Source organism: Nocardia carnea (assembly GCF_029868325.1).
Lineage (GTDB): Bacteria > Actinomycetota > Actinomycetes > Mycobacteriales > Mycobacteriaceae > Nocardia > Nocardia carnea_C.
Window position 1 is genome coordinate 1 of record NZ_JARWNW010000260.1, and the last position, 13,204, is coordinate 13,204.

The window sequence follows — 13,204 nt, forward strand, 5'->3', positions numbered from 1 at the left end:
GTGCGAGTGCGGCGCAACACTTCGAGTGCCGGCCGCCACCTCGAACCGACCGCGGCCGGCGGGAGGCCCAGCGGAACGGTTACCGCTCTCCGGGCCGAGGCGCCGACTCCGCGCCCTTACTGCCGCGCCGCCCCGCCCCCCGCCCGCCCGGGGGGCCCGGCTCTTTGCTGTGTGAGCCGCTCACATCGGGACGCACGGTGTACCCGACGAATACACATGCAGTACGCAGCGCACGGCCAGGATGATGGCATCGGCCAGTTCGGCGGGTGTATAGGCGAACGGGTGCATGAACGGTCCTCCGGGTGCGGGGCCGGGATCGTCCCGGCCGGGCGGACATTCTTTGCGTGAAGCCTCCCCTCAGAGTGCGCCCTTGCCCCGGTTCGCGCGCCGATTCGCCGGACACAGCTCCACATCGACTTCGCGCGTCCCCGCATGGCAGCCCCGTACGCCCCGGCCGTTTACCGCACCCCGGCCCAGCCGGGTAGAAATCGGCTGGAGCACCGCATCGTATCCGGATACCTGCCACCCGCCCTATCCGGAGCAGACCGCAGATCCGCGTCCGGAGCAGGCCACGCACCCACGTCCCGGGCAGACCGCGTATCGCCCCCGGAGCAGGCCATTCTTTGTGGCGTGCACCGCAGCCACTCGGACGGCGCGCAAGGAAGGCGTCAAGGCGTGAACGGGGGGCGTAAAGGACTCGTCAACGGGCGGGGCGCCGGGGTTCGCGGCTCGTAGTTTCGACCCGGTTGGGCAGCCGCAGCCGGTCGGGTTGCGTCGCGCTGCCCTCGGTTTTCGGAATGGAGGCGGACGTGTCGATCCTGGCCTATCTCCTGGTCACGGTCGCGGTATTCGGTGTGCTCGGGGTCGTACAGCGGATGGTGGAGCGATTGTGAACATCGTCAATGCCGTGGGCCTGGCCCTGGCCGTCGTGGTCATCGGATTGATGGCGGCCGCCCTGCTGTTTCCCGAGAGGTTCTGAGTGAGTACAACCATTGCTGGTGTGCTGTTCCTCGGCACGCTGGTGGCGGCGCTGGCCGCGGTACATGTGCCGCTGGGGGACTACATGTACCGCGTCTACACCCGGACCACCCATTCCCGCTTCGAACGCGGGCTCTACCGCCTGGTCGGCGCCGCCCCGGACCGCGAGCAGACCTGGGGCGGTTACGCCCGCAGCGTTCTCGCTTTCTCTGCGGTGAGCTTGGTCTTCCTGTTCGTCCTGCTGGCCGTGCAGCACAAACTGCCGTTGTTCCCGGACGAGACGGCCACCCCGATGACCGCCGCCCTGGCCTGGAACACCGCCGCCAGTTTCGTCACCAACACCAACTGGCAGAACTATTCGGGTGAGTCCACGCTGGGCCCGCTGGCCCAGGCCGCCGGGCTGACCGTGCAGAACTTCGTCTCCGCCGCGGTCGGGATGGCCGTCGCCATGGCCGTCGTCCGCGGCCTGGCGCGCTCGCGTGGTGGCACCCTCGGGAACTTCTGGGTCGATCTGGTGCGCGGTACGCTGCGCATTCTGCTGCCCATCTCCACGGTCGCCGCCATTGTGCTGCTCGCCGGCGGGGTGATCCAGAACTTCCATCTCAACGATCAGGTGGTCACCACGCTCGGTGGCGTCCAGCAGAACCTGCCGGGCGGTCTCATCGCGAGCCAGGAGGCCATCAAGGATCTCGGCACCAACGGCGGCGGACCGTTCAACGCGAACTCCGCGCATCCGTTCGAGAACCCCACCGCGTGGACCAACTGGGTGGAGATCTTCCTGCTGACCGTGATCGCCTTCTCGCTGCCACGCACCTTCGGCCGTATGGTCGGCAGCCGCAAACAAGGTTACGCGATCGCCGCCGTCATGACGGTGCTCGCATTGGTCAGCGTCAGCCTGGTCAGCGTTTTCCAGCTCCAGCACCACGGCACCGTGCCGGCCGCGGTCGGGGCGTCCATGGAAGGCGTCGAACAGCGGTTCGGCGTGGCGAATTCGGCGACCTTCGCCGCCGCCACCACCCTCACCTCCACCGGCGCGGTGGATTCGATGCACGATTCCTACACCAGCCTCGGCGGCATGGTGCTCATGTTCAACATGCAGCTCGGCGAGGTGGCGCCCGGCGGTGTCGGCTCGGGCCTGTACGGCATGCTGGTGCTGGCGCTGATCACGGTGTTCGTCGCCGGATTGATGGTCGGTCGCACCCCGGAGTACCTCGGGAAGAAGATCACTCCCCGCGAGATCAAGCTGGCCGCCGCCTATTTCCTGGTGACGCCGGTGATCGTGCTGACCGGGACCGCGCTGGCCATGGCGATGCCCGGGCAGCGGGCCTCGATCCAGGATTCCGGGCCACACGGCCTGTCGGAGGTGCTGTACGCGTTCACCTCGGCCGGTAACAACAACGGCTCCGCCTTCGCCGGGCTCTCCGGCAACACCGAATGGTTCAACACCGCCCTCGGCCTCGCCATGCTGTTCGGCCGGTTCCTGCCGATGATCCTGGTGCTGGCCCTGGCCGGTTCACTGGCGAAACAGGGCACCACCCCCGCGTCGGCAGGAACGCTGCCGACCCATCGGCCGCAATTCGTCGGCCTGGTCGTCGGGGTCACCGTCATCCTGGTCGCTCTCACCTTCCTGCCCGCGCTGGCGCTCGGGCCGCTCGCCGAAGGACTGCACTGATGTCCGCTCCCACCATCGAATCCGATCCCGTACCCGCGGCGCCGCAGCCGGCGAAGAGCCGGATCCGCGGGGGGCTGCTCGATCCGCAGCTGCTGCTGAGCTCATTACCGCAGGCGGTGCGCAAACTGGATCCGCGCACCCTGTGGCGCAATCCGGTGATGTTCATCGTCGAGATCGGCGCGGTCTGGGCGACGGTGCTCGCGATCGTCGATCCGAGTTTTTTCGCCTGGGCGATCGTCGTCTGGCTGTGGCTCACCGTGGTGTTCGCCAATCTCGCCGAGGCGGTGGCCGAAGGCCGCGGTAAGGCCCAGGCCGATACCCTGCGCCGGGCCAAGGCCGATACCGTCGCCCGCCGGCTGGTCGACTGGGCCCCCGGCGCCGCTGTCACCGAGGAACCCGTCGCGGCGCCGCAATTGCGCCGCGGCGACCATGTCGTCGTCGAGGCCGGTCAGGTGATTCCCGGCGACGGTGATGTGGTGGAAGGTATCGCCTCAGTGGACGAATCCGCCATCACCGGCGAATCCGCCCCGGTGATCCGGGAATCCGGCGGCGACCGGTCCGCGGTCACCGGCGGCACCACGGTGCTGTCGGACCGGATCGTCGTGCGTATCACCCAGGAACCGGGCCAGAGCTTCATCGACAAGATGATCGCGCTGGTGGAGGGCGCGGCGCGGCAGAAGACGCCGAACGAGATCGCGCTCGATATCCTGCTGGCCGCGCTCACGCTGATCTTCGTGGTCGCGGTGGTCACGCTGCAGCCGCTGGCGATCTTTTCCAAGGACAACAACCCCGGTGTGCCGGACAGTCTCGCCCTGGGCAGCTACGGGGTCACCGGGATCGTGCTGGTCTCGCTGCTGGTGTGCCTGATCCCGACGACCATCGGCGCCTTGCTGTCGGCCATCGGTATCGCGGGGATGGACCGGCTGGTGCAGCGCAATGTTCTGGCCATGTCCGGGCGGGCCGTCGAAGCCGCGGGCGATGTGAACACGCTGCTGCTGGACAAAACCGGCACGATCACCCTCGGTAACCGGCAGGCCACGCAGTTCGTTGCGCTGTCCGGGGTCGGCGAACAGGAGCTGACCGATGCGGCGCAGCTGTCCAGCCTCGCCGACGAGACCCCCGAGGGCCGCTCCATCGTGGTGTACGCGAAGGATGCCTACGGGCTGCGCGAACGCACCCCCGGGGAACTCGCACACGCCGAATGGGTGCCGTTCACCGCCGCGACCCGCATGTCCGGGGTGGATATCGACGGTGTGCAGTTACGCAAGGGCGCCGCGAATTCGGTGGCCCAGTGGATTCGCAGCAACGGCGGTTCGGTACCGGCCGAGCTCGACAGCGTCGTCGACGGAATCTCTGAAGGCGGCGGAACCCCGCTCGTCGTCGGAGAGATCCGCGACGGCGGGGCCCGGGTTCTCGGGGTGATCCGCCTCGAGGATGTCGTGAAACAAGGGATGCGCGACCGGTTCGCGGAAATGCGCCGGATGGGCATCCGCACGGTCATGATCACCGGCGACAACCCGCGGACCGCCAAAGCGATCGCCGACGAAGCCGGCGTGGACGATTTCCTGGCCGAGGCCACGCCCGAGGACAAACTGGCGTTGATCCGGCGGGAACAGGAAGGCGGGCGGCTGGTCGCGATGACCGGCGACGGTACCAACGACGCGCCCGCTCTCGCCCAGGCCGATGTCGGGGTCGCGATGAATACCGGTACCTCGGCCGCCAAAGAGGCCGGGAATATGGTCGATCTCGATTCCGATCCGACCAAACTGATCGAAATCGTGGAAATCGGCAAACAGCTGCTCATCACCCGCGGCGCGCTGACCACGTTCTCGATCGCCAACGATATCGCCAAGTACTTCGCGATCATCCCGGCGTTGTTCGTGGGGCTGTTCCCGGGGCTGGATCTGCTGAACATCATGCGGCTGGCCAGTCCGCAGTCGGCGATCCTGTCGGCGGTGATCTTCAACGCGCTGGTGATCGTGGCCCTGATCCCGCTGGCCCTGCGGGGTGTGCAGTACACGCCCGGGAACGCGGCGAAACTGCTCGGCCGCAACCTGTCGATCTACGGGCTCGGCGGGATCGTGGCGCCGTTCCTCGGAATCAAACTGATCGACCTCATCGTCCAATACCTGCCCGGGATGTCCTGATATGCCTGTCTCCGATCTGATCCGCCAGCATTCCGCCGCGCTGCGGGCGCTGCTGATACTGACCTTGATCACTGGTTTCGCCTACCCCGGGATCGTCTGGGTGGCGGGCCAACTACCAGGGCTGCACGATAAATCGCACGGTTCGATCGTCGAGGCCGGCGGTCAGGCCGTGGGCAGTTCCCTGCTCGGCCAATCGTTCACCGATGACAACGGCGACCCGATCGCCTGGTACTTCCAGAGCCGTCCCTCGGCCGCCGGCGACGGTTACGACAGCCTGGCCTCCGGCGGCAGCAATCTGGGCCCGGAGAACATCGTCGACACGCCCGCCGACCCGGCCCTGCTCGCCGCGGGATCCGACCCGGAATCGGCCGGCTTCACCCCGAGCCTGCTCACCCAGGTCTGCACGCGCAGCCATGAGATCGGCCTGCGCGAAGGTGTCGACGGCGGCCGGCCGTTCTGCACACCGGACGGAGTCGGGGCTGTGCTCTCGGTCATGGGGACCTTCACCGCGGACGGTGCGGTGATCCCGGAACGTGTGGTCAGCGTCAACGAACCCTGCCGAGCCGGGTCCACGCGGGTGTTCCGCGCCGAATACCAGGGTGTTCCGGTGGAATGCGCACAGTACGGCGAGGATTATTCGACCGGCCGGATCGTGCCGATCGCCGGGGACGCACCCGGCGAACCGGCGGTTCCCGCGGATGCGGTGACCAGCAGCGGCAGCGGCCTGGATCCGCATATCTCGCCCGCCTACGCCGAAATCCAGGTGAACCGGGTGGCGGCAGCGCGCGGTATCGAACCGGCCGCGGTCCGCGATATCGTCGCCGCGCACACCAGCGGCCGGGTACTCGGTTTCGCCGGAGAACCCCGGGTCCACGTCCTCGAACTCAACCTCGATCTGGACAGCCGATACCCCGTGTCCGGCACCGCGAACGGACGTTGATCCGTGCACGGTGACATGATTCGAACGTGACCGCTACACCACACTGCACCCCGGGTGAGCTGCGCATCTATCTCGGCGCGGCCCCCGGGGTCGGTAAGACGTTCGCGATGCTGGGTGAGGCGCATCGACGCCTGGCGCGCGGCCAGGATGTGGTGGCCGCCGTGGTCGAGACGCACGGCCGCGCGCAGACCGCGGAACTGCTGGAGGGTATCGAACAGGTGCCACGGGTCGCGATCCCCTATCGCGGCACGGTGCAGTACGAGCTGGATGTGGACGCCGTCCTGGCCCGCCGGCCCGACCTCGTGCTGGTGGACGAACTGGCGCATACCAACACCCCCGGCAGCCGCAACCGTAAGCGGTACGAGGATGTCCAGGAACTGCTGGCCGCCGGGATCACCGTGGTGTCCACCGTGAACATCCAGCATCTCGAGGGTCTCAACGATGTGGTCGAGCAGATCACGGGAGTCACCCAGCACGAGACCGTGCCCGACGCGGTGGTACGCGCCGCCGACCAGATCGAACTGGTCGATATCACCCCGGAAGCACTGCAGCGGCGGATCACGCTGGGCAATGTGTATGCGCCGGAGAAGGCCGATGCCGCGCTGGCGCACTACTTCCGGCGCGGCAACCTGACCGCCCTGCGCGAACTCGCCCTGCTGTGGCTGGCCGACCAGGTGGATGCGGCGCTGGCGAAATACCGGGCCGACCACCGGATCACCGCCACCTGGGAGGCCCGGGAACGGGTGGTCGTGGCCGTGACCGGGGGCCGGGAATCGGAAACGCTGGTGCGGCGGGCGGGCCGGATCGCCGCGAAATCCAGTGCCGAACTGCTCGTCGTCCATGTCGTCCGCGGCGACGGCCTGACCGGTGTGGCGGCCCCGCAGATGGCCGCGGTCCGGAAACTGGCCGCACATCTCGGTGCGGAACTGCATACGGTCGTCGGCGACGAGGTGCCCACCGCGCTGCTGGATTTCGCCCGCACGGTCAACGCCACCCAGCTGGTGCTCGGCACCTCCCGCCGGTCGCGCTGGGCGCGGATGCTCGACGAGGGCATCGGCGCGGAAGTGGTACAGCATTCGGGCAAGATCGACGTGCATATGGTCACCCACGAGGCGGCGGGCCGCCGGCACCGGCGACGACGCCCGCGCCCCAAGGCGCGCCGCACCGCGGCCTGGATCGCCGCGTTCGCCGTCCCCTCGGCGATCTCCGTGCTGCTGGCCGCCTGGCTGGACCGCTACCTCGGGCTGGTGAGCGAAAGTGCGCTGTACTTCGTGGCGGTGCTGGCGGTGGCACTGTTCGGCGGAGTGCTGCCGGCGATCGCGTCGGCGTTGATCGCGGGCATGCTGCTCAACATCCTGTTCACCGATCCCCGCTACAGCGTCACTATCCAGGAGCCGAACAATTTCCTGCCCGCGGTTCTGCTGCTCGTGGTGGCGGTCGCGGTGGCGGTCCTCGTCGATACCGCCGCGCGCCGGGCCGAACAGGCCGGGCAGGCGTCCCGGGAAGCCGAACTGCTCACCCTGTTCGCGGGGGCGGTGCTGCGCGGCGCCGATCCGACCGCCCTGCTGGAAAGGTTGCGCGAGACCTACGGCCAGCAGGCGGTGAGCCTGCGCCACCGCGACCGTGGCGCGCTCGCCGCGGTCGGGACGGATCCGCCCGAACGCGCGGATGCGGCCGATACCGCGATCGAGGTCGGCGACGGCGACTATGCGCTGCTGCTGTCCGGCCCGACCCTGCGCGCCCGCGACCGGCGGGTCCTCGAGGCGGTGGCCGGTCAGGCCGTCGGCCTGGTCCAGCGGCGTCAGCTCACGGAGGAAGCGAACAAGGCCGCGGCACTCGCCGAGGCCGACCGGTTACGCCGCGATCTGCTCTCGGCGGTCAGCCACGATCTGCGCACCCCGCTGGCGGCGGTCAAGGCGGCGATCTCGAGCCTGCGTTCCGACGATGTCGAGTTCTCCCCCGCGGACCGGGCCGAATTGCTCGCCACGGTGGAGGAATCCGCCGATCAGCTCACCGCGCTGGTCGGTAACCTGCTCGATTCCTCGCGGCTCGCCGCGGGGGTGGTGCGGCCGCGATTGCGGCCCGTGTATCTGGACGAGGTGGTGCATCGGTCGCTGGTCAGCGTCGGCGTGAGCCCGCGCGGCGCGCGCCGCGGCGCCCTCGACCGGGTACGGGTCAGTATCGGGACGACGGTGGTACAGGCCGACCCCGATCTGCTCGAACGTATTCTGGCCAATCTCGTCGACAATGCGCTGCGCTACGGCGCCGAATCGGAGGTGACGATCGATGCCGCGGCGGTGGACGGCCGGATCCTGGTCCGGGTGGTCGACCACGGGCCGGGTCTGCCCGGCGCCGATCCCGAACGGGTTTTCGACTCGTTCCAGCAGCTCGGCGACCGGGACAACACCAGCGGCCTGGGTCTGGGGCTGTCGGTGGTACGCGGATTCGCCGACGCCATGGGCGGTTCGGTGAGCGCCGCGCCCACGCCCGGCGGGGGGCTCACCGTCACCGTCGATCTCGCGGTCGCCGACGGCCGCACCGATACGTCGCCCACGGAGGTTTCGCCATGAAGACCGGAGCACAGCCGGAGCACGGTGCGCAGCAACAGCCCACCGTCCTGGTAGTCGACGACGAACCGCAGATCCTGCGGGCGATGCGCATCAATCTCTCGGTACGCGGCTACGACGTGGTCACCGCGGCCACGGGCGCGGGCGCGTTGCGGGCGGCGACCGAACGCAAACCCGATGTGGTGGTGCTCGATCTCGGCCTTCCCGATATCGACGGGATCGAGGTGCTCGCCGGTCTGCGCGGCTGGACCAAGGTGCCGATCATCGTGCTGTCCGCTCGCACCGATTCGGCGGACAAGGTCGACGCGCTCGACGCCGGCGCCGACGACTACGTGACCAAACCGTTCGGCATGGACGAATTCCTCGCCCGGTTACGCGCGGCGCTGCGCCGGGCCGCGGATGCGGCCGAACCCGACGAACCGGTGGTGGTCACCGATTCGTTCACCGTCGACCTGGCGGCGAAGAAGGTCATCAAATCGGGCGCCGAAGTCCATCTGACTCCCACGGAATGGGGTGTGCTGGAAATGCTGGTACGCAATCGCGGGAAACTGGTCGGCCGGCAGGAACTGCTGCGCGAGGTGTGGGGTCCGGCCTATCAGTCCGAAACCCACTACCTGCGCGTCTATCTGGCCCAGTTGCGCCGGAAACTGGAGGACGATCCGTCCCATCCCAAACATCTGGTCACCGAACCGGGAATGGGACACCGCTTCCGGGAGTGATTGGTCAGGGGGTGACGATCGGAAAGCGCGGGTCGGGTGTGTCCAGCAGGCCTAGGAAGGTCTGCAGGACGCTTTCGTCGCCTTTCATCGTGATCCCGTCGAATCCCTTACCTGCCAAAGCTTGCAGCAGTTCCGGTTTGGTCATGGTGAGGGTGAGATCGGCGGGCCCGGTGGCCGGCGCGTCCGGGGTCGGGGTCCGGTGGGTGAGCGCGCCGTTGGACAGCGTCAGCCGATGTACCAGCTTCTGGTCCGTCACTTCCCAGTCCATGCTGAAATCGGCCGATGCGGCGCGCAGACCGTTGATCCGGACGGCGAGCGAATCGACGATCATGTCCAGGGTCAGCGCGGTCATCATTTCCGGGCTGGCCGAATCGAGGGCGGCCGGGCTCGGACCCGTACGCAATTCCTGCGCGCCGACGAGGAAGAAGTTGCGCCAGGTGCCGTTCTCGGCGCCGTGGCCGAGCCGCTCGTAGACCTGCGCCAGCGCCTCCCTGGCGCCGTCGTGACCCGGTTCGGCGAATACCGCATGGCACAGCAGAGTGGCCGCGAACCGCAGATCGCCGTCGTCGGCGTACTGCCGGCCCTTGGCCACGATCGCCTCGATACCGCCGTAATCGGCCACATAGCGCTGCGCCTGCTCGACCGGAGGATGCTCCCACAGGTGCGCGGGATTACCGTCGTACCAGCCCATGTACCGCTGGTAGATCGCCTTCACATTGTGGCTGGTGGAACCGTAGTAGCCGCGGTTGGCCCACAGTTTGTCGAGCGCGGGCGGGAATTCGAACTGTTCCGCGATCTCCGGGCCGGTGTAGCCCTGGTTGGTCAACCGCAATGTCTGGTCGTGCAGGTAGGAGTACATATCCCGTTGACCGGCGATCCAGGCGGTCCAGTTCTCCCGGCCCCACGTCGGCCAATGATGGGAGGCGAACGCGACATCGGCCTTATCGCCGAACCGGGCGATGGCCTCGTCGAGATAACGGGCCCAGACGCGGGAGTCACGCACCACCGCACCGCGCAGGGTCAGCACATTGTGCATATTGTGGGTGGCGTTCTCCGCCATACAGAGTGCGCGGCGATCGGGGAACAGGAAGTTCATCTCCGCGGGCGCCTCGGTACCGGGGGTCAGCTGGAAAACCATCCGCACCCCGTCGATCTCCTCTTCCTGGCCGGTGTGGGTGATATCCACCGTCGGCGGGATGAGGGTGATGGTGCCGGTGGAGGTGGTCATCCCGAGGCCGGCCCCGATCTGGCCGTCGGGTGCCTTGTTCAGCACCGCGCCGTACATGAAGATCGCGCGCCGGTTCATCGCATTACCGGCGTAGACGTTCTCGCTCACCGCGTGTTCGAGGAAACCTTCGGGCGCCAGAATCGGTATCGCCGGGTGGCCTTCGGGTACCACTCCCCTGGCTCCGCCGAAATGGTCGGCGTGCGAATGGGTGTAGATCATGCCTTTCACCGGGCGGTCGCCGCGATGCGCGCGGTACAGGGCCAGTCCGGCGGCCGCCGTCTCCGCGGACAGCAGGGGGTCGATCACGATGATGCCCTCGCGGCCCTCGACGAAGGTCATATTCGACAGGTCCAGATTGCGTACCTGGTAGATCCCCTCGGTGACTTCGAAAAGCCCCTGTTTGTTGCACAGCTTGCCCTGCCGCCACAGGCTCGGGTTCGCAGTGGACGGGCATTCACCGTCGAGGAACCCGTAGGCGCCGATATCCCAGACCACACGCCCGTCGGCCGCCTGCACCACCGGCGGGTCGAGCTCGGCGATGAATCCGCGGTCGACATTCTCGAAATCGGTGGTGTCGTCGAAATCCACCTGCATGGTCATGGTTACCTCACTCTGCGATGTCTCGGCTGATGAAGCGGTCACGGCGCGGAGGTTCGAGCACCCGCTCGTCCGGTGGTCGACCGGACGGACGGGGGCACCGGCATCGCCCACGCTAGCGGGATCTTCCTCGCGGAGGTATCACCTGCGGCGGGTGAACTCGCCGTCGGCCCTGTCCCGGCCGCGGGAGGGTTGCCAACTCATCCGGCGTGGGTGAAGCCCGATCCGCCGCCGGCGCAGCAGACTCGGGCAATACCGTCAGCCCACTGTTCGGAGGATCCGATGGCAACCCAGGACGCACCGAAGTCGGCACTGCTGTCTCGTATCACGGTGAACCAGTGGGTGGCCGCCGTTCTGGTCGTGCTGGCCGTGGTGTTCATCGCCCAGAACCGCAACCGCGTGGATATCAATTTCCTGCTGGTGACCGTTCGTTCGCCGATGTGGCTGGTCCTGTTGATCATGTTCCTGATCGGCGCGCTCGCAGGGTTGCTGATCAGGCGCCGGGCACGCCGCTGAAGTACCGGATGGTGCCCACGCCCCTGCGTGGCCGGGCAGCCGGCCCGCGCCGGCTGCCCGGATTCGGCACACCGGCCGGTGAACCAGGCGGCACCGAGGCCGGCCGGGTCAGCGAGCCGGGTCTGCAGTGCCCGGGGAGCGTGGTGGTTCCGCTGTCGCGGCGGCTACACTCGCGTAGACCGCGATCTGGTGGGTTCCGGTTTGCGCGGCGGCCAGCTCGTCACCGAACTGCCCGATCGAGCGGGCGATCCGGAAGTCGATACCGCGGTGCGCGAGGCTGTCCCGGAGGTCGACGAGCATCGCCGCGGCGGTGACATCGATAGCGGGCGAGGTTTCGGCGTCGAGCACCACCAGCCGGGTGTGTTCGGTGCACAGCTGCTCGATACGGGTCCGCACATAGTCGGCGTTGACGAAATACAACCCCGCTTCGACACGTACCACCAGCTGGTTTCGGCGTTGCGCGAGTCCTGGGTGCCGATGCACGTCCAACCACAAGCCGTCACGAGGACCGAGAACCGCGATATGCGGCCGGGAACCGCGATAGACGAGCAGGACGATGGCGACCCCGACCCCGATGAGCAGGCCCGGCAGTGTGTCGAACAGCAGCACACCGAACAGCGCGGCCAGCGCGGCCACGAAATCGGCGCGGGCGACCCGGCCGTAGATATGGCCCAGCCAGTCGGTCCACACCCGGTAGAGCCGCCGCAATGCGGCGATATCGACCAGTTCGATCACCGCCGCGATCACCACCGCCGCCAGTGTGGCTTCGGGTAGCTGTTCGAACAGTCCCGTGAGCAAGAGCAGGGTCACGACGGTCAGGACCGCTACCACCAACCCGCTGACCTGGGTCTTCGCTCCGGCTGACCCGTTGACCGCCGTTTTGGACAAACTGCCGTTGACCACCATTCCGGCAGTGAAACCCGCCCCCAGGTTCGCGGCGCCCAAGCCGAACAGTTCGCGGTTGGGGTCGATTTCGTAGCCGGCTTTCGCGGCATATGTCTTGGCCGCGCCCAGTCCTTCGGCGAATCCGATCAGCAGGACACCGACCGCCGGTCCCAGCAGATCGAGGTAGTCGCCGAAACCCACGCCCCCGGGCAGGCCGGGCACAGGCAGCCCCGGGTCGATCTCCCCGACGATCGCCACCCCCTTGTCGTCCAGGTCGAACAGCGCCACCACCAGGATTCCGGCCAGCACCGCGAGCAACGCGCCCGGAATCAGCGGGAGCCACCGTTTCACGGCGAGGACCAGCAGCAGGCTCAGGCCGCCGATCAACAGCGTGCGCCACTGGGTATCCCCCAGCCCGGTCAGCACGCCCCACAACTGTTCGAAGAAATCCCCCTCGTGTTTCTCGATACCGAGCAGTTTGGGTACCTGGCCGATGATGATCACCAGCGCCAGCCCGACGATGAAACCTTTCAGCACCGGTTCGGAAATGAACGAGGCGATGAACCCGAGCCGCAGCAGCCCGGCCAGCAGACCGACCACACCCGTCGCGATCGCGAGTGCGGTGGTGAGCGCGATATAGCGCCCCTCGTCGGCACCGGCCAGCGGGGCGATCAGCGCGGCCGACAGCGCCGCGGTCGCCGACATCGGGCCCACCACGAGATGCCGGGAACTGCCGGCCAGCGCGTACAGGATCAGCGACGGGACCGCCGCGTACAGGCCGACCACCGGCGGAACGCCCGCGATCGTGGCGTAGGCCAGCGCTTCCGGCACCAGCACCGCCCAGACGGTCAGGCCGGCGACGATATCCGGTCGCAACCAGCTCCGCCGGTACCCGTGCAGGGAAGGGAACAGCTGTGCGGCGATTTCGCGCATCCGGCGCGGATCGCTGCCTCCG

At 67.9% G+C, this 13,204-nt stretch carries 10 protein-coding genes; 8 read left to right on the forward strand and 2 right to left on the reverse strand.

What is annotated here, in order from left to right; translation table 11 throughout:
* Window positions 1–797 precede the first annotated feature (797 nt).
* Genes QH196_RS23740 through QH196_RS23770 form a run of 7 tightly spaced genes read left to right on the forward strand, consistent with a single transcriptional unit; the run spans window position 798 to window position 9,023 of the window.
* A complete protein-coding gene (locus QH196_RS23740; protein ID WP_280418032.1) occupies window positions 798–893 on the forward strand; it encodes a potassium-transporting ATPase in 96 nt (31 codons plus the stop codon).
* Window positions 890–979, forward strand: coding sequence for a potassium-transporting ATPase subunit F (locus QH196_RS23745; protein ID WP_280418033.1), 90 nt, complete (start codon window positions 890–892; stop codon window positions 977–979). The genes QH196_RS23740 and QH196_RS23745 overlap by 4 nt, the downstream gene beginning before the upstream one ends.
* The gene (kdpA, locus tag QH196_RS23750; protein ID WP_280418034.1) at window positions 980–2,650 is read left to right on the forward strand and encodes a potassium-transporting ATPase subunit KdpA; all 1,671 of its coding nucleotides are present in this window, start codon (window positions 980–982) and stop codon (window positions 2,648–2,650) included.
* Window positions 2,650–4,797 carry a potassium-transporting ATPase subunit KdpB gene (kdpB, locus tag QH196_RS23755; RefSeq protein ID WP_280418035.1) on the forward strand — a complete coding sequence of 716 codons (2,148 nt, stop codon included), beginning with the start codon at window positions 2,650–2,652 and terminating at the stop codon, window positions 4,795–4,797. The genes kdpA and kdpB overlap by 1 nt, the downstream gene beginning before the upstream one ends.
* Before the next feature lies 1 nt (window position 4,798).
* Window positions 4,799–5,737 carry a potassium-transporting ATPase subunit C gene (locus tag QH196_RS23760; protein WP_280418036.1) on the forward strand — a complete coding sequence of 313 codons (939 nt, stop codon included), beginning with the start codon at window positions 4,799–4,801 and terminating at the stop codon, window positions 5,735–5,737.
* A 26-nt stretch (window positions 5,738–5,763) separates the two neighbouring features.
* Window positions 5,764–8,307, forward strand: coding sequence for a sensor histidine kinase (locus QH196_RS23765; RefSeq protein WP_280418037.1), 2,544 nt, complete (start codon window positions 5,764–5,766; stop codon window positions 8,305–8,307).
* Window positions 8,304–9,023: a response regulator gene (locus QH196_RS23770; RefSeq protein WP_280418038.1), complete on the forward strand. Its 720-nt coding sequence runs from the start codon at window positions 8,304–8,306 to the stop codon at window positions 9,021–9,023. The genes QH196_RS23765 and QH196_RS23770 overlap by 4 nt, the downstream gene beginning before the upstream one ends.
* Window positions 9,024–9,027: 4 nt before the next feature.
* Here QH196_RS23770 and QH196_RS23775 read toward each other — a convergent pair whose 3' ends face one another.
* The gene (locus tag QH196_RS23775) at window positions 9,028–10,845 is read right to left on the reverse strand and encodes an alkyl/aryl-sulfatase (protein WP_280418053.1); all 1,818 of its coding nucleotides are present in this window, start codon (window positions 10,843–10,845) and stop codon (window positions 9,028–9,030) included.
* Window positions 10,846–11,130: 285 nt separating this feature from the next.
* Between QH196_RS23775 and QH196_RS23780 the strand changes: the two genes are divergently transcribed.
* Window positions 11,131–11,364 carry a LapA family protein gene (locus tag QH196_RS23780; protein WP_280418039.1) on the forward strand — a complete coding sequence of 78 codons (234 nt, stop codon included), beginning with the start codon at window positions 11,131–11,133 and terminating at the stop codon, window positions 11,362–11,364.
* Between the two features lie 108 nt (window positions 11,365–11,472).
* On the opposite strand, the gene QH196_RS23785 is transcribed toward QH196_RS23780, so the two are convergent.
* Window positions 11,473–13,182 carry a SulP family inorganic anion transporter gene (locus tag QH196_RS23785; RefSeq protein ID WP_280418054.1) on the reverse strand — a complete coding sequence of 570 codons (1,710 nt, stop codon included), beginning with the start codon at window positions 13,180–13,182 and terminating at the stop codon, window positions 11,473–11,475.
* Window positions 13,183–13,204 lie beyond the last annotated feature (22 nt).